General features: G+C 71.3%; 18 protein-coding genes. 9 read left to right on the forward strand and 9 right to left on the reverse strand.

What is annotated here, in order from left to right; genetic code table 11:
* Positions 1 to 42 precede the first annotated feature (42 nt).
* The 5 genes from miv_RS29355 to miv_RS29375 form a co-directional block, all read right to left on the reverse strand.
* Positions 43 to 942: a metallophosphoesterase family protein gene (locus tag miv_RS29355; RefSeq protein ID WP_048428994.1), complete on the reverse strand. Its 900-nt coding sequence runs from the start codon at positions 940 to 942 to the stop codon at positions 43 to 45.
* Positions 943 to 1,023: 81 nt separating this feature from the next.
* Positions 1,024 to 1,218, reverse strand: a complete 195-nt coding sequence (locus tag miv_RS33575; RefSeq protein WP_244748785.1) for a VOC family protein — start codon at positions 1,216 to 1,218, stop codon at positions 1,024 to 1,026.
* A 250-nt stretch (positions 1,219 to 1,468) separates the two neighbouring features.
* Complete coding sequence (glcE, locus tag miv_RS29365) at positions 1,469 to 2,647, reverse strand: glycolate oxidase subunit GlcE (RefSeq protein WP_207180527.1); 1,179 nt, start codon at positions 2,645 to 2,647, stop codon at positions 1,469 to 1,471.
* Positions 2,648 to 2,751: 104 nt separating this feature from the next.
* Entirely contained in the window at positions 2,752 to 4,182 is a 1,431-nt protein-coding gene (locus miv_RS29370) for a polysaccharide biosynthesis C-terminal domain-containing protein (protein WP_048428989.1), read from the reverse strand.
* 98 nt (positions 4,183 to 4,280) lie between these two features.
* Positions 4,281 to 5,525: a glycosyltransferase family 4 protein gene (locus tag miv_RS29375; RefSeq protein ID WP_207180529.1), complete on the reverse strand. Its 1,245-nt coding sequence runs from the start codon at positions 5,523 to 5,525 to the stop codon at positions 4,281 to 4,283.
* A gap of 172 nt (positions 5,526 to 5,697) precedes the next feature.
* Between miv_RS29375 and miv_RS29380 the strand changes: the two genes are divergently transcribed.
* Entirely contained in the window at positions 5,698 to 6,567 is an 870-nt protein-coding gene (locus tag miv_RS29380) for a DMT family transporter (protein ID WP_048428987.1), read from the forward strand.
* Between the two features lie 7 nt (positions 6,568 to 6,574).
* Here miv_RS29380 and miv_RS29385 read toward each other — a convergent pair whose 3' ends face one another.
* A complete protein-coding gene (locus tag miv_RS29385; RefSeq protein WP_207180531.1) occupies positions 6,575 to 7,573 on the reverse strand; it encodes a magnesium transporter CorA family protein in 999 nt (332 codons plus the stop codon).
* A 232-nt stretch (positions 7,574 to 7,805) separates the two neighbouring features.
* Between miv_RS29385 and groES the strand changes: the two genes are divergently transcribed.
* From groES to miv_RS29405, 4 genes are all read left to right on the forward strand, one after another.
* The gene (gene groES / locus miv_RS29390; protein ID WP_048428985.1) at positions 7,806 to 8,093 is read left to right on the forward strand and encodes a co-chaperone GroES; all 288 of its coding nucleotides are present in this window, start codon (positions 7,806 to 7,808) and stop codon (positions 8,091 to 8,093) included.
* Between the two features lie 104 nt (positions 8,094 to 8,197).
* Positions 8,198 to 9,838: a chaperonin GroEL gene (gene groL / locus miv_RS29395; RefSeq protein WP_048428984.1), complete on the forward strand. Its 1,641-nt coding sequence runs from the start codon at positions 8,198 to 8,200 to the stop codon at positions 9,836 to 9,838.
* A gap of 129 nt (positions 9,839 to 9,967) precedes the next feature.
* Complete coding sequence (locus miv_RS29400; protein ID WP_207180533.1) at positions 9,968 to 10,267, forward strand: type II toxin-antitoxin system TacA family antitoxin; 300 nt, start codon at positions 9,968 to 9,970, stop codon at positions 10,265 to 10,267.
* A gap of 9 nt (positions 10,268 to 10,276) precedes the next feature.
* Positions 10,277 to 10,789 (forward strand): GNAT family N-acetyltransferase, encoded by a 513-nt coding sequence (locus tag miv_RS29405; RefSeq protein ID WP_207180535.1) that lies wholly within the window; start codon positions 10,277 to 10,279, stop codon positions 10,787 to 10,789.
* Between the two features lie 211 nt (positions 10,790 to 11,000).
* On the opposite strand, the gene miv_RS29410 is transcribed toward miv_RS29405, so the two are convergent.
* Genes miv_RS29410 through hemH form a run of 3 tightly spaced genes read right to left on the reverse strand, consistent with a single transcriptional unit; the run spans position 11,001 to position 12,833 of the window.
* Positions 11,001 to 11,132 carry a hypothetical protein gene (locus miv_RS29410; protein WP_425312949.1) on the reverse strand — a complete coding sequence of 44 codons (132 nt, stop codon included), beginning with the start codon at positions 11,130 to 11,132 and terminating at the stop codon, positions 11,001 to 11,003.
* The gene (ogt, locus tag miv_RS29415) at positions 11,129 to 11,674 is read right to left on the reverse strand and encodes a methylated-DNA--[protein]-cysteine S-methyltransferase (RefSeq protein ID WP_207180537.1); all 546 of its coding nucleotides are present in this window, start codon (positions 11,672 to 11,674) and stop codon (positions 11,129 to 11,131) included. The genes miv_RS29410 and ogt overlap by 4 nt, the downstream gene beginning before the upstream one ends.
* Before the next feature lie 58 nt (positions 11,675 to 11,732).
* Positions 11,733 to 12,833, reverse strand: coding sequence for a ferrochelatase (gene hemH / locus miv_RS29420; protein ID WP_048429994.1), 1,101 nt, complete (start codon positions 12,831 to 12,833; stop codon positions 11,733 to 11,735).
* A 194-nt stretch (positions 12,834 to 13,027) separates the two neighbouring features.
* Here hemH and miv_RS29425 point away from each other — a divergent pair, with 194 nt between their 5' ends.
* From miv_RS29425 to miv_RS29440, 4 genes are all read left to right on the forward strand, one after another.
* Entirely contained in the window at positions 13,028 to 14,536 is a 1,509-nt protein-coding gene (locus tag miv_RS29425; protein ID WP_207180539.1) for a bifunctional metallophosphatase/5'-nucleotidase, read from the forward strand.
* Between the two features lie 25 nt (positions 14,537 to 14,561).
* Complete coding sequence (gene ung, locus miv_RS29430) at positions 14,562 to 15,266, forward strand: uracil-DNA glycosylase (protein ID WP_207180541.1); 705 nt, start codon at positions 14,562 to 14,564, stop codon at positions 15,264 to 15,266.
* A 256-nt stretch (positions 15,267 to 15,522) separates the two neighbouring features.
* Positions 15,523 to 15,981: a MaoC family dehydratase gene (locus tag miv_RS29435; protein WP_048429991.1), complete on the forward strand. Its 459-nt coding sequence runs from the start codon at positions 15,523 to 15,525 to the stop codon at positions 15,979 to 15,981.
* A 52-nt stretch (positions 15,982 to 16,033) separates the two neighbouring features.
* Complete coding sequence (locus miv_RS29440; RefSeq protein WP_207180543.1) at positions 16,034 to 16,459, forward strand: DUF4345 domain-containing protein; 426 nt, start codon at positions 16,034 to 16,036, stop codon at positions 16,457 to 16,459.
* The last annotated feature ends 2 nt before the right edge of the window (positions 16,460 to 16,461 follow it).

A 16,461-nucleotide genomic window follows, 5' to 3' on the forward strand; every position in this document is an offset into this window, starting at 1 on the left:
TGTTGCGGAGCGGGTTAGGCCTTGAAGATCGACCGGGACCTCTCAGCCCTTGAGGGTCAGTGTGCCGAGATCGCCCAGGCCGCCCTCCGGCAGAAGGCCGCGCAGGGTCGCGGTGAGGGAGAAGCCGGTCGCCGTGCGCTCGATCTCGTAGAGGTGGTAGCCGGCGCAGTGCTTGAGCGCCCCGCCCCGGGCGGAGGCCGAGGGGGCGCCGATCACCGGCACGCGCCGCCCGCCCGGCGACATCACGAAGGCGACGGAACCGACATGGTTGTGGCCGTGCAGCACGAGGTCGGCGCCGACCCGCCCGATCATCGCCTCGAAGGCGTGGGCGTCGGTGAGGTTGCGCCCCGCCTTGGCGCCGCCGACATGCGGCGGATGGTGGATCATCACCACCCGGCACGGCCGCTCGGGTTCGGCGGCGAGGTCCTGGAGCATTGTTTCGGCAGCCCGGATCTGGTCGGAGCCGAGGCGCCCGCTCGCCACGAAGGGCGCGGTCGGGATCGCCGACGAGAGCCCGACGAGGGCCAGCGGTCCTCGGCGGCGCAGGTAGGGAAAAACCTTGTCGCGGCCGGCATCGTCCCGGGTCCAGGGGCCGACCGCGTCGAGGAGGCCCTTCAGCGAGCCGCGCACGTAGGCGTCGTGGTTGCCGGGCACGAAGCTGACGAAGCCCGGCTCGCCGAGCGCCTCCATGAAGGTGCGGGCGGTCTCCCACTCGCTCGGCAGGCCGATGTTGCAGAGGTCGCCCGTGCAGGCGATGTGGTCCGGCGCGGCGTCGCGCAGGTCGGCCACCAGGGCAGCCAGGATCTCCATGTCGTGGGTGAGCTTGCGGCCGCGGCTCCAGTTGACCCAGCCGGTGGCGCGCTTGCTCATCAGCTGGCGCAGCCGCGGGCGCGGCAGCGGGCCGACATGCGGATCGGTGAGGTGGGCGAGGCGAAAGGTCATCGAGGGCAGCAACGCATGAGCGAGGATCAGGTCCGCTTCACGGATGTCGCGGCGGCCCTCCCGTAGCAGCGGACCGGGCCGTCACACACCCCCTTCGGGCTCGTGACACGCCACGCAGAGCTTGTTGCCGTCGAGATCGCGAAAATAGGCGCCGTAATAGGCCGGATGATAATGCGGCCGCAGTCCGGGGGCTCCATCGCAGGTGCCGCCTGCCGCCAATGCCAGGGCGTGGCAACGATCGACGCTGGCCCGCGAGCGGGCGGTCAGCGCCGTCATGAGCCCGTTGCCCGGATTCGGGGCAGCGCCGTCCCACGGCCGGCCGACGATCACGAGGGGTCGGTCGGCGTCGCACGGCATCCAGCCGGCCCACCCGTTATCCGGTTCGTGAAAGCGGAGCCGGAGGCCCAGCTCCTCGAACAGGGCCGCGTAGAAGGGATGGCGCGGGCGAGGTCGGCGGTGCCGAGGCAGACATGCGAGATGACGCTCATGGCCGGCGGGCCGCTCCCTCGGCGATGGAAATACGACTTCAGATCCCGGCGTACATCCGCCCCGGGTTGAACAGGCCGGCGGGATCGTGCGCCGCCTTGAGGCCGGCGGTGATCCGCATCAGCGGCTCGGACAGGGGCTCGAAGACCGGCACCGCGGCGCGCACGGACTCGGGCGCCCGAACCAACGTCGCGTGGCCGCCGGGGGCGAGGGCCGCCCGGACGACCGCCGCGCCCGCATCGCCGGTGGCCGGTGTGGCGAGCCAGATGAGGCCGCCGCCCCAATCGTAGAACCAGCGCGCCGGGCGCGACGCGGCGATCGCCGCGGTGACGGCGGGGCCGCGCCCCGGCGCGGTCGAGAGGCGCCACACCGCCTCGCCGCCGCCGACGAAGGGCAGGACGTCGCGCACGGCGCGCCACCGGGCGGCGGCCGCCTCCCCCTCCACCGTCTCGGGGGCTGCAAAGCCGCGCAGCAGGCGGGTGAGCTGGCCGAGGCGGTAATCGACCGAGGCCGAAAAACCCTCGATCCGCAGGAGCGTGCGGGCCGGTCCGTCGATGCCCTCCGGCAGGTGGGCCGCACCCGTGATCTCGAACGGCGAGCCGAGGGCGAGGCTCATCGCCTCGACGGCGCGGGCGTCGTCGAGGCCGGCGAGGGCCAGGGTCGCGGTGCGTTCGGGCACGGGCAGCACCTTGAAGGTGACCTCGGTGAGGAAGCCGAGCGTGCCCCAGGAGCCGGCCATCAGCTTCACGAGATCGAGGCCGGTGACGTTCTTCATCACCCGGCCGCCGGACTTCACCGCCTCGCCGCGCCCGTTGACGAAGCGCACGCCGATCAGGCTGTCGCGGGCGGCGCCCCCGGCGATGCGCCGCGGACCCGAGACGTTGCCGGCGGCGACCGCGCCGATCGTCGGCTCGCCGGCCGAGCCGAGCAGCGGGCGATGGTCCATCGGCTCGAAGGGCAGCATCTGGCCGCCCTCGGCGAGCCGCGCCTCGACCTCGGCGAGCGGGGTGCCGGCCCTGGCCGCGATGACCAGCTCGGCCGGCTCGTACAGGGTGATGCCGGTGAGCCCCGCCGCCGAGAGCGTGGCCTCGTCCTGCGCAGGCCGTCCGATCCCCGCCCGTGTGCCGCCGCCGACGAGCCGCAGCCGCTCGCGCCGCGCCGCCGCCTCGCCGATCAGGATCGCGGCCTCGGCCTCGCTGCGGGGCTGGTAGGTGCTCATCGCGGGTTCGCTCGGTGGGCGGATCGGGCGCGGATCATTGCGGGCAACGGGAGCGGGTTGCAAGCGGGGCGCGCTGCAACGCATCGAGTTCGAAGCAAAGGCCTCTACTCCGCCGGGACCCCTCGGCCGAAGCGTGCGAGCACCGCGCTCCGCAGGCCCGCGATGTCGAAGCGCCAGACCAGGGCCCCGTAGACGAGCCCGCCGACGCCGATGCAGGCCGGCAGGGCGAGCCAGGGCGCGAGGCCGCGCAGGGGCAGGAGCGCCGCGGTCATTGCCGCCGTGGCGAGCACGATGGCTGCGGGATCGCGCCAGGGCATCCGGAGGCGGCCGGGTCCGGTCAGCGCGCGCAGGCCGAGGAACAGCAGGGCGGCGACGAAGCCGAGGGACTGCGCCGCGGCGATGCCGGCCGGGCCGAAGGACGCGGTGAGCGCCAGAGCGGCGACGAGGTTGACCAGCGCCCCGATGGCGCCGGCCGCGACGAGCGGCAGGGTGCGGCGGCGGATCTGGAAGATCGGGTTGAGGACGAAGTTCATCAGCGCCAGGGCGACGAGGCCCGGCAGCAGGAGGAGCGTGTAGCCCACGAAGTGGCCGCGATAGGCTTCCGGCACCGCGATCGCCTCGAGCGCCGGGGCGACGGCCCAGAATCCCGCCGCGCTCGGCAGGATCAGGGCCAGCACGACGGCGCCGTTGCGGGCGACCTGCTCCTCGCCGGCCTCGTGGCCGTGGGTCTCGGCGGCGAGGACCGCGATCTGGAACAGCAGGAGGTCGAGGGCGGCCCCCAGCGTGCTGAAGATCCGCCCGCCGATATCGGCGGCGAGCGAGAAGTAGCCGGCCTCGGCGAAGCCCGCCGCGGCGGCGACCGCCGAACGGTTGGCGAAGGGCATCAGCTGGTAGACGACGTTGGCGGCGACCACCGGCAGGCCGTAGGCCATGAACAGGCGGACGGCCTCGCGGCGGCGGGCCGTCTCGTGCGGGGTCGGCGGATCGCTGAGTGCCCGATGGACGACGAGGGCGGCGAGGAACTGGCTCAGGCCCCCGGCGAGCATCACCGCGGCGGCGTCCCGCGTCGCCCAGGCGGTACCGACCATCATCACGAGGGCGAGGCCGTTCTTGACCAGGACGAGCCGCAGGTAGAGCCCGCCGGCGAAGCGGGCACGGGCCAGCGCCGCCTGGTAGTCGAATAGCCCGATGCCGACCGCCGCCCCGGCCGAGGCCGCCGCGAGCAAAGCCGGATCGCCGAAGACGGGCCGGCCGGCCAGGGCCAGGAGCGCCGCGCCCGTGAGGCCGATCGCGGTGGCCGCGTAGGCCCGGTCGAGCATGGCGCGGATCCACGGCTCGGCCTGCCGGACCCGCTCGGAGTAGAAGCGGGTCGCCGAGAGGCGCAGCCACTCGAACAGCAGGGTGTTGAGCGCCACCGCGCCGGCCGTGCCGAGGGCGAAGCGGCCGAAATCCGCCGGCCCCAGGATCTGCGCGATGAGTAGGCCGAGGGCGAGGTTCAGGACCGCATTGACCACGAAGGCCGCGATGACCGCCATTGCAGTGGGTGCTCGTTCGAGGGGCCGCGATGCGGCGTGGGTCCGCTGAGGTCGACGAGAAATCCCGCGCCGTCTGTCGATTGGAAGGAAGCGGGAGCCTACCCCACCGCCCGCGCCATCGGCCGCTCCTGCCCACCCTCCCCGGCCACGTCGCGATAGACCCGCTCCAGCCCGTCGAGGTGGCGTTCCAGCGTCAGCGGATCGGCCCAGAACAGGTCGTAGGCGGCGCGTCCCATCCGGAGCGCCGTGGCGTCGTTGGTAAGATGGCCCATGGCGTCGGCGAGCGAGCGCGGATCGTTGGAGCGGAACCACAGCCCGCTCTCGCCGTGGCGCACCGCCTCGCGGCCGGCGCAGACGTCGCTGACGATCACCGGCGTGCCGAGGCCGAGGGCTTCGAGCACCGTGAGGGGCTGGCCCTCGTACCAGACCGACGGGAAGACGAGCGCGCGGGCTCCGCGCAGCACCGCCTTCACCTGGTCCGGGTTCTGCCAGCCGAGGAACGACGCCTCGGGGTAGCGCGCCTCCAGCTCGGCCCGGGCCGGCCCGTCGCCCGCGAAGACCGCCCGCGCCCCGGCGAGCCGCGCCGCCTCGGCGAAGATCTGCGGCCCCTTCTCGGGCGAGAGGCGGCCGACGAACACGAAGTCGCCGGGCGGGCCGGCGCGGTGGCCGAGGGGCGCGACGTCGACCGGGTTCGGCACGTCGAAGTAGCGCGTCGTCGCGGGCAGGTAGGGCGCCAGCACCTCGCGCTGCAGCCGGCTGATGGTGATCATCGCGTCGATGCCCTCGACAAGGCCGGTGCGGCGCATCAGGGCGTGGCGGGCGACGCGCATGAGCTTGCGCGGATAGGTGCGCGAGTCACAGTTGTGGGTCAGGCAGGCCGGGCCGTTCGGAACCCGGTGGCAGGTCGCGGCGACCGGGTAGTCGTAGAAACCGCCATTGGGGCAGGCGAGGTAGTATTCGTGCGCGGTGTAGACCACCGGCGCGGCCGTGCCCCGCAGCACCGGGCCGATCGAGGGCGACAGGGCCTTGGCCCAGGCATGGACGTGCACCACCGTGTCGCGCGGGTCGGATTCGGCGACGAGGTCGCGCAATTGCGCCGCGGCCGGGGCGTTCCACAGCCACTGCACCCCGAAGGCGGCGAGCGAGCGCGCCTTGGTCACGTCGGTCTGGCCGAGCAGCACCGTGCGCACGCCGGCTTCCGCGAGGCGCGGATCGGCCGGGCCGACGGCGGCGAACAGCACCACCTCGTGGCCGCGGCGGGCGAGCCCGATCGCGCTCTCGAGCGAGACCTTGGCCTGGCCGCCATTGATGTAGGCGTGGTCGGCGACGAGGACGATTCTCACCGCCGCCCCCGCGCGGGCTGGCCGGGACCCTGATGCAGCATCGTCGGGCTTCCTTGAGGCGACGAAAAAAACCGGAGTCGAGGATGGGTCGGACCCCTTAAGGAAACGCCTCAAGGCACGACGACGCCAGACCCTTGCGCCGCGGGCCCGGCCGGGCCATCCGGCTTAGACCATGCGTCCCTCCTCCTCCCCCGCCTCCGCGATCCTGCTCGCCGCCCTCGGCATCGGGCTCCTCTCCCTGATGGACGCCACCATCAAGGGCCTGTCCGACCGCTACGGCGTCACGGAGATCGCCTTTTCCCGCTATCTCGTCGGCACCCTGGTGATGGCCGGCGTCCTGGCGGTGCTCCGCCCCGGCTGGCCCTCGGCCGAGACCTGGCGCACCAACGGGGTCAGGGCCGTGCTGGTGGTGGCAACCGCGCTCTGCTTCTTCCACGGCCTCTCGGTGCTGCCGCTCGCCGAGGCGCTGGCGCTCTCGTTCCTGAGCCCGATCTTCATCGCGCTCTTCGCCGCGCTCCTCCTGCGCGAGCGGGTGCGCCCTCCGGTCTGGGCCGGACTCGTCGTCGGCTTCCTCGGGGTCGGGATCGTGGTGGCGGGCCAGGTCGGGGCGGAGGGGGTGGCGCGCGGCGCCGGCTCGGCCTGGGGCATCGCCGCGATCCTCGCCTCGGCGCTGACCTACGCGCTCTCGATGGTGCTGCTGCGCGCCCGCGCCCGGCACGACCCGGTCGTCACCATCGTGGCGATCCAGAATGCCGGTCCTGCCGCGATGCTGGCCGCCCCGGCCGCCTGGACCTGGACGCCGGTCGCCGCACCCGATTGGGCGCTCCTCGTCCTCGTCGGTATGCTCGGCGTCGCCGGCCACCTCGTCCTCAGCCGCGCCTACGCCCAGGCCGAGGCGTCGCGGCTCGCCGCCATGGAATACACCGCGCTCCTGTGGGCGATCGGCCTCGGCTATTTCGCCTTCGGGGAGGTGCCGGGCGTGGCGACGCTGGCCGGCGCCGGGCTGATCCTCGCCGGCTCGGCGCTCGCGGCCAAGCGGTGAGCGGGCGTCAGAACCACCCCTTCAGCTTGAAGTAGACCGCCGGGATCAGGGCGCTCGCGGCAATCACTGCGAGCCCGAACGGATAGCCGAAGGTCCAGTCCAGCTCCGGCATGTGCTTGAAGTTCATGCCGTACACCGAGGCCATCAGCGTCGGCGGGATGCCGATCACCGAGACGACGGTGAGCACCCGGAAGGTGTTGTTCTGCTCCATGTTGATGAGGCCGAGGGTGGCGTCGAGCAGGAACTGCACCGTCTCGGAGAGCCGCGTCTCGAACTCGTCCAGGGAGGCGACGTCGAGGCGCAGGCTCTCGAAGCGGGCCTTCTCCTCGGCTTTCAGCCATCCCTCCGCCTCGCCGGCGACGTAGGGCAGGGTGCGGCCGAGCCCGAGCAGCGAGGCGCGCAGCTTCGCCAGCGCCTTGCCGCGCCGGCCGATGGCGCGCAGGAGCCGCCGCAGGGCGAGGTCGCGGCGCTTCGGGGCGGATGCGTCGCGGCGACCGTGGCCGTTGGCGCTGGTGTCGAAGGTGAAGATCCGGGTCGAGAGCGAATCGAGCTCGTCGCTCATCGTCTCGAGGCTGTCGGCCATCCGGTCGATCAGCTCCTCGACGAGCGCCAGGAACGTCTCGACGCTGGAGGCCGGCCCGTCGCGCTCGGCTTGGCGCGCCTTCACGGTGTCGAAGGCCGCGAGCGGCTGGAAGCGCACGGTCAGCAGCCGCTCCGGCGTCAGCACGAAGCCGAGGGGACGGAGCGTCAGGTCGTCGTCCCGGAACGAGACCATCGGCGTACTGAGATAGAAGGCGTCCCGGCGCCGGTTGAGGCGGCGGGAATTCTGCACCTCGCTCAAGGCCTGCCGCGACGGGACCGCGAGCCCGGTGACGGCTTCGGCGAGCGAGGTTTCGGCCTCGCTCGGATCCTCGAGGTCGAGCCAGGTGCCGTGGGGCGGCAGGGGCCGGGCCGCGCAGGCCTGGCCCTCGGCGACGACGCCCTCAGGGCCGTGCAGCGTGATCATGGAACCGGCGGTGCTCCTGATGGGGCGGGGACGACGAACCGTGCCGTATGGGCAACACACCAGCGCCGATGCGCAGGTGCTTGACTCGTCCGCGCGCCCCGCTTATCTCCACGCCAGCCTTAGCACTCACCCAACGAGAGTGCTAATGCCTGGGTTGGCAGGCGCCTTGGGCGGTCGCGTCCTCGGCGAGAGCACCAACCGCAACGCGTTCCGCGAAGCAAGAGGGCAGCACATGCAATTCCGTCCGCTGCACGACCGTGTCGTCGTCCGTCGCATCGAGAGCGAGGAGAAGACCAAGGGCGGCATCATCATCCCGGACTCCGCCAAGGAGAAGCCGCAAGAGGGCGAGATCGTCGCCGTCGGCCCCGGCGGCCGCGACGAGTCCGGCAAGCTGACCCCCCTCGACGTCAAGGCCGGCGACCGCGTCCTGTTCGGCAAGTGGTCGGGCACCGAGGTCAAGATCGACGGCAAGGACCTCCTCATCATGAAGGAGTCCGACATCATGGGCGTGCTGGCGTAAGCCCACTCCCCTGAGACGCCCTGAAGCCTGACGGCGGCGCCCCGCACGGGAAGCCGACGCCGGAGGGTTTTTTCCGAAACACCGATCGACAGTGAGGAATCACCATGGCAGCGAAAGACGTTCGTTTCGCCTCCGACGCCCGCGAGAAGATGCTGCGCGGCGTCGACATCCTGGCGGATGCCGTGAAGGTCACGCTCGGCCCCAAGGGCCGCAACGTCGTGATCGAGAAGAGCTTCGGCGCGCCCCGGATCACCAAGGACGGCGTGACCGTCGCCAAGGAGATCGAGCTCGCCGACAAGTTCGAGAACATGGGCGCCCAGATGGTGCGCGAAGTGGCCTCGAAGACCAACGACATCGCGGGTGACGGCACCACCACCGCCACCGTGCTGGCCCAGGCGATCGTCCGCGAGGGCGCCAAGTACGTCGCCGCCGGCATGAACCCGATGGACCTGAAGCGCGGCATCGACCTCGCCACCCAGGCCGCCGTGAAGGACATCCAGAGCCGCGCCAAGAAGGTGTCGGCCTCGGAGGAGATCGCCCAGGTCGGCACGATCTCGGCCAACGGCGACAAGGACATCGGCGAGATGATCGCCCATGCCATGCAGAAGGTCGGCAACGAGGGCGTGATCACGGTCGAGGAGGCGAAGACCGCCGAGACCGAGCTCGACGTCGTCGAGGGCATGCAGTTCGACCGCGGCTACCTCTCCCCGTACTTCATCACGAATGCGGAGAAGATGATCGCCGAGCTCGAGGATCCCTACATCCTCATCCACGAGAAGAAGCTGTCGTCGCTCCAGGCGATGCTGCCGGTGCTCGAGGCCGTCGTTCAGACCGGCAAGCCGCTGCTGATCGTCGCCGAGGACATCGAGGGCGAGGCGCTCGCCACCCTCGTCGTCAACAAGCTGCGCGGCGGCCTGAAGGTCGCGGCCGTGAAGGCGCCGGGCTTCGGTGACCGCCGCAAGGCCATGCTCGAGGACATCGCGATCCTGACCTCCGGTCAGATGATCGCCGAGGACCTGGGCATCAAGCTCGAGAACGTGACCCTCCCGATGCTCGGCCGCGCCAAGCGCGTCCGCATCGAGAAGGAGAACACCACGATCATCGACGGCTCGGGCGAGAAGGCCGACATCGAGGCCCGCGTCCAGCAGATCAAGGCGCAGATCGAGGAGACCACCTCGGACTACGACCGCGAGAAGCTCCAGGAGCGTCTGGCCAAGCTCGCGGGCGGCGTCGCGGTGATCCGCGTCGGCGGCGCGACCGAGGTCGAGGTCAAGGAGAAGAAGGACCGCGTCGACGACGCCCTCCACGCCACCCGCGCGGCGGTCGAGGAAGGCATCGTTCCCGGCGGCGGCACCGCGCTCCTGCGCGCCAAGAAGGCCGTGGCCGCTCTCTCGAGCGACAACGCCGACGTTCAGGCCGGCATCAAGATCGTCCTGAAGGCCCTTGAGGCCCCGATCCGCCAGATCGCCAGCAATGCCGGCGTCGAGGGCTCGATCGTGGTCGGCAAGATCGGCGACAAGGGCGACTCGGAGACCTACGGCTTCAACGCCCAGACCGAAGAGTACGTCGACATGATCCAGGCCGGCATCGTCGACCCGGCCAAGGTCGTGCGTACCGCCCTGCAGGACGCCGCTTCGGTGGCCGGCCTGCTGGTGACGACCGAGGCGATGGTCGCCGACGCCCCGAAGAAGGAGAGCGCTGCTCCGGCGATGCCGGGCGGCGGCATGGGCGGCATGGACTTCTAAGTCCAAGCCAACCAGTCTTCGCGAGACGGAAGGGGGTCGCCGAAAGGCGGCCCCTTTTCCTGTTGGAGGGCTTCCCGTTGTTGCGGCGTACGTCCAATTGACGTACACAGGTGATGAATGGAGGCCGTCATGACGGTGGTTGCGCGCAGAGAGAGCCAAGCGGCCCGGGATGAGCGGCTGGGTTTCCGCATTGATGAGGAAACCAAGGCACTGATTGAGCGCGCAGCTCACCTCGAGCGGCGGAAGGTGACGGATTTCTGCCTGACCGCCCTCGCGGAAGCGGCGCGCCGCACCATCGCCGAACATGAGACACTCGTTCTTTCGGACCGTGACCGCGCTGTCTTTTTCGACACGCTGATCAATCCGCCCCGTGTGAACGAGAAGCTCCGAGCAGCCTTTTCAGAGCATGCGCGTCGCGTTGCGCGGTGACAGCGGAACATGCCGCTGCCGGACTTGCGCATCGGGCCGCTCGACGACGGGCACGACCGAGCCGCCTTCTCGTCGGGTGTCGTAAGCCTCGATCGCTATCTCCACACTCAGGCGAAGCAGGATCTCCGCCGTAAGGCGAACGCGGTTTTCGTTCTCAGCGCTGGAGACACGCCGAGCCGCATTCTTGGCTACTATACGCTCTGCGCCCTTGCTGTGGCGCAAGGAGACATTCCGCCGGCAGCCCGCAAACATGTTCCGCGATATCCGCTCGTCAGCGCGACGCTGATCGGGCGACTGGCTGTCGACCGTGATGCGCAGGGCCGCGGGCTCGGCTCCATCCTGGTAGCGGATGCTCTCCACCGTTCCCATGCGAGCGCCGGCACCGTGGGCTCGTCGATGATCGTCGTGGACGCGCTGAACGACGCAGTCGCAAGCTTCTATGAAGCCTACGGTTTCGTACGCCTTCCCGAGTCGCTCAGGCTGATTCTGCCGATGGTGCTGGCAAGAGAGGCCGCACCCTGACAGCCGTTGTCGCCAGCGAAATCCGATAACTCGTTTACCCGCGGTCGAGATCATCGTCATTGGCGAAATGACAGGCGCCAAACCTTTGTCGCTCGCTACGCGACCGATGCTAGAGCATTTTCCGACGAAGTGGATGCCGGTTCGTCGAAGAAAATGCGGCAAACTCGAAAGCCTAGAGAGCTTCGCGAGCGCAGCGCTATCGTGAAGCTTTCTAGCTCGGGCTCGCCGCCGATCCCGCCAGCAACCCGCCATCGAGGGTGATCTCCGCCCCCGTCATGTAGGCGGCCTCGTCCGAGGCGAGCATCGCCGCCACTGCCCTCGCCCGGCGGCCAACCCGCCTCACCCCAGATCCAGCCTCCCCTGCCGCCCCTCGAGGCTCACCCCCTCATGGGCGAGCAGCCACTGCTTGCGGTGGAGCCCGCCGCCATACCCGGTCAGCGTCGCGTTCGCGCCGATCACCCGGTGGCACGGCACCACGAGGCCGACCGGGTTGGCGCCGTTGGCGAGCCCCACCGCCCGCACCGCCTTGTCGCGGCCGAGACGCTGCGCGAGGGCGCCGTAGCTGAGCGTGGTGCCTGCCGGAATGTGTCGGAGCGCGGCCCAGACCTCGCGCTGGAAGGCGGTGCCGTTGGTGCACACCGCCAGCCCGTCGATGGCGCCGAGATCGCCGGCGAAATAGGCCGCGATCGGATCACGGATCGCCGGCGGCAGGGCGGCGTCCCGTAAGGAGAAGGCAGTGCCGTAATGCAGCCGCAGCAGGCGCCGCATCCGCGCCTCGTGGTCCGACCAGTCGAGGGCGCGAAGGCTCGCGTCCTCGTCGAAGACCAGCAGCATCGTGCCGATCGGGGTCGGCAGGGTGCCGAGGAGGAAGGGGGCGGCGGACATGCCCGAGAGTAACCCGGGTGCGGCGCCGCCGCGACGGACGCGGCGGCCCATCCACCGCTCAGTCGAGCCAGCCCTTCAGCTCGCGGGCGACGACGTGCTCGATCACCCGCATCCCCTCGGCGCCGTCGTTGAGGCAGGGCAGGTAGGCGAAGTGGGTGCCGCCGCCCTCCTCGAAATAGTGCCGGTTCTCGCCGTCGAGTTCTTCCAGGGTCTCGAGGCAATCGGCGGTGAAGCCCGGCGCCACGATGGCGAGGCGCTTCACCCCTTGAGCCGCCAGTTCCTTCACGGTCTCGTCGGTATAGGGCTTCAGCCATTCCTCGTTGCCGAAGCGCGACTGGAAGGTCGTCCGCATCCGCTCCGGCGAGTAGCCCAGTGCCTCGCGGATCAGCCGGCCGGTCTTCACGCACTGGCAGTGATAGGGATCGCCCTTCATCAGGTACGATTTCGGCACGCCGTGGAACGAGGTGAGGATGACCTCGGGCTCGAAGTCGAGGGCGGCGAGGTCGCGGCGGATCGCGCTCGCCACCGCCTCGATATAGACCGGGTCGTCGTGATAGGGCGGCGAGACCCGCACGGTCGGCTGCCAGCGCATCTTCATCAGCGCGCGGAACGCCTGGTCGCAGGCGGTGGCCGAGGTCGCGGCGGCGTATTGCGGGTAGAGCGGCACCAGGAGGATGCGGTCGCAGCCCTGGTCGAGCAGCGCCTGGATGCGCTGGTCCACCTCCGGCTTGCCGTAGCGCATCGCCCAGTCGACCACGACCTTATCGCCCATCGCCGCCTGGAGCTTCTCGGCCTGGCCGCGGGTGATGGTCTTGAGCGGGCCCTCGTCGCGCTCGTTGTTCCAGACCGAGGCGTAGTCGCGCCCCTTCGGCCCGGGGCGCTTCGTGAGGATGACGAGGTTGAGGAGCGGCCACCAGATGGCGCGCGGCACCTCGATCACCCGCCGGTCGGACAGGAACTCCTTGAGGTAGCGGCGCATCGGCCAGTAGCTCGTGCCCTCGGGCGTGCCGAGATTCATCAGCAGCACGCCGATCCGGCCCCAGCGCACGGCCGGGTGGCCGGTGGGCAGGGCGCCCGCCTGGCCGGCCGCGCCGGCGCCGGCCGGGCCGACGGGAGTGGCGCCGCGGGCGAGCGTGGCGTTCGGGGTCACCTCGTTCATGGTCGTCCGGTCTGTGCTGCGGCCCGGCAGGATGGCGCGTCCGGGCCCGTCTGTCTGCGCGATGGGTGGCGGTCTACATAGCGCAAAGGCCGCCCGAACCAACGCGTCGCGACGCTGCACCGCGACGCGAATCCGACATCGAACGGTCAGGCCGGGCGTGAGACAAGGGGCGCCCGCCCCCGCCGGAGACCCGCATGACCTCGCCCAGCCGCCGCCAGACCCTCGCCCTCGGCCTCGGGGCCGGCCTCGCCGGGCTGGCCGGCGTTTCCTCGGCCGGAGCTCGGGCGCCCGACATCGATTTCACCCTGGTCCTCGTCAACGACATCTACCGCATGGGGGCGGTGGACGGGCGCGGCGGCTTCCCGAAGCTCGCGGCGGTGATCAAGGCCGAGCGGGCCAAGGGCCGGCCGGTCCTCGTCTGCCATGCCGGCGACACGCTCTCGCCCTCGCTCCTGTCGGGCATCGATCAGGGGCGCCACATCATCACGCTCACCAACCTGATCCGGCCGGACGTGTTCGTGCCGGGCAACCACGAATTCGATTTCGGGCAGGCCGTCTACCTGGAGCGGATGCGCGAGGCGGCGTTCCCGGTCTTTGCCGCCAACATGCGCCGGGCCGACGGCACGCCGGTGCCGGGCACGCGCGAGTCGACGATCCTGACGCTCGGCGGGATCAGGCTCGGGGTGGTCGGCATCGCGCTTCCGGAGACCGAGGCGAAGTCGCAATCCGGCGACTGGAACTTCGGCCCCGCCGTCGCGACGCTCGCCCGCGAGGCCGCGGCGCTGCGGGCGGCCGGCGCCGAGATGGTGCTGGCGGTCTGCCACACCGACCGGGCGACCGACGAGGCCCTGGTGGCGAGCCGCCACGCCGACATCGTGCTCTCGGGCCACGACCACGACCTGGCGCTCCGCTACGACGGCCGCACCGCCTTCGCCGAATCCGGGCACGATGCCGAGTACGTCACCGCCCTCGACATCAAGGCGGAGGGGAGCGGCCCGGCACTCACCTGGAGCGCCGCCTTCCGCATCCACGACACCGCCGAGATCGAGCCCGACCCGGAGGTCCAGGCGGTGGTGGTGCGTCTCGAAGGCGAGTTGTCGCGCGAGCTCGACCAGCCGCTCGGCCGGGTGACCGATGCCCTCGACACCCGCACCGGCGCGGTGCGCCAGGGCGAGAGCGCCTTCGGCGACCTCGTGGCCGACGCCCTGCGCCACGCCGCGGGCGCCGAGATCGGCCTGATGAATGGCGGCGGCATCCGCGGCAACCGGCTCTACCCGGCGGGCACCGAGCTGACGCGCCGGGACGTGCAGACCGAGCTGCCCTTCGGCAATACCTCGGTCCTGGTGCGGATCAGCGGCGCGACCCTGCTCGCCGCCCTGGAGAACGGCGTCTCCGAGATCGGCCGCCCCTCCGGGCGCTTTCCCCAGATCTCAGGGATCGCCGTCACGGTCGATCCGCTGAAACCCGTGGGCCAGCGCGTCGTCGCGGTCACGGTCGGCGCCGCGCCCCTCGATCCCGCCCGGACCTACACGGTCGCGGCCAACAACTTCATGCTCGGCGGCGGCAACGATTACGGGATGCTGGCGCGGGGCGAGACCCTGGTCGGCGCCACCGACGGCACGCTCGTCGCCAACGTGGTGATGTCCTACATCCAGGCCAACGCGCCGCTGACGGTCGAGACCGGGCGCCTGACGATCCGCTGATCTCTTCCGCGAACCTCGAGGTCCGATGCCGACAGACGATTCCGTCGCGGGCGCGCTCGCCCGCTTCCGTGCCACCCGATCCCCCTGGCTCGCCCTGCCGTTCTTCCAGGACGGCAGCGCCGAGCGGGTGGCGGAGGCGGTCGATGCCCGGCGCGAGGCCGGCGCCCGGGTGCTGCCGGCGCCGGAGGCCATCTTCAACGCGCTCACCCTGACGCCGCTCGACCGGGTGCGGGCGGTGATCCTCGGCCAGGACCCCTACCCGACCCCGGGCGATGCCCACGGCCTCGCCTTCTCGTATGTCGGAGGGCGCCGGCTGCCGGCCTCGCTGAAGGTGATCCTGGCCGAAATGGCCGAGGAGACCGGCTCCCCGGCCCCGACCTCCGGCGACCTCTCGGGCTGGGCGCGCCAGGGCGTGCTGCTCCTGAACGCCGCGCTGACCGTCGAGGCGGGACGATCCGGCGCCCACATGAAGCTCGGCTGGGCGGCGCTCACCGATCAGGCGGTCGAGGCGGTCTCGACGACGCGCCCGGCGGTCGCGTTCCTGCTCTGGGGCGCCCCGGCCCGCCAGCGCGCCGCCCTGATCGATGGGACGAAGCACCTGGTGCTGGAGGCCGGCCACCCCTCCCCCCTCAACCGCAAGGCGGATTTCCGCGGCAGCCGGCCGTTCGGGCAGGCGAATGCGTGGCTGGAGGAGAAGGGGCTGGAGCCGATCGACTGGCGGCTGGGGTGAGCGCCGGTGGGCCGGACCTCGGTGCCAAAACCCTCATCCGCCGGCCACGAAGGCCGGCACCCGCCGACTGCGCCTCCACCTCTGTGAAAAGCTCCGGCGGCGAGCTCGTCGGCGAGGCCGAGGGGGCCGGCGGGTGCGCCGCCGATCCCGCACCGGCGCACCGCGTCGATGACGATGCCGGGGGAGTTCGACGGATCCCGGCAAGCGTGGCCGCGACCGCCGCCGCGGCCTATGGTGGCCGAAACGGGAGGAACGCATGAACATCTTCGACGGGCCGGAGGCCCTGAAGGCGGCGATCGGGCAGGAGATCGGGGTCGGCGAGTGGATCACCGTCGACCAGGCGATGATCGACCTCTTCGCCGAGGCGACGGGCGACCACCAGTGGATCCACGTCGACCCCGAGCGGGCGGCGCGGGAATCGCCCTACGGCGCCACGGTGGCGCACGGCTACCTGACCCTGTCGCTGGTGCCGCGCTTCATCGCCGGGGTGCGCCGCCTCGACGGGTTGCGGCTCAGCCTGAATTACGGCCTCGACCGGGTGCGTTTCCCCGCCCCCGTCGTGGTGGGCTCGCGCCTGCGCGGACGGGTGCGGGTGGCGGCCGCCCTCGACGTGCCGCCCCGGGGCCTGCGCACCACCTACGGCGTGACCGTGGAGATCGAGGGCGCCGAGAAACCGGCCTGCCTCGCCGACGCGGTGGTTCTGCACCATTGGTGAACCGCGCCTCGGCTGGCGGATTGTCCACCGGGCAGAGAGCGGGGCTGTACGGATGACCTTCGAGGCGGAGAGGCGCGCGCTCCAGCGCGTGGTGGCGGTGGCGGGGCTCGTGCCGGTGCTGGGCGGGCTCTACGGCGTGCTGTTCGGCCAGGCCGGCCTCGGCGGCGGCACTGTCGACATCTCGACCGACAGCCATCTGCGCTACCTGTCGGGCCTGCTCCTCGGCATCGGCCTGCTGTTCTGGTCGACGCTGCCCGCGATCGAGAGCCGGACCTCGCTGTTCCGCTTCCTGACCATGGTGGTGGCGCTCGGCGGCCTCGCCCGGCTGCTCGGGCTGTGGCTCACCGGGGTGCCGTCGCTCACCATGCTGGCGGCGCTCGGCATGGAACTCGTCGTCACGCCGCTCCTGTGCCTGTGGCAGATCCGGGTGGCGAACCGGACCGGGGAACAGGTGCCCCCGTCCCTCCCGGACCCGTGACC

Origin of the sequence: Methylobacterium indicum, from assembly GCF_017347565.1 — a bacterium.
Taxonomy (GTDB): domain Bacteria; phylum Pseudomonadota; class Alphaproteobacteria; order Rhizobiales; family Beijerinckiaceae; genus Methylobacterium; species Methylobacterium indicum.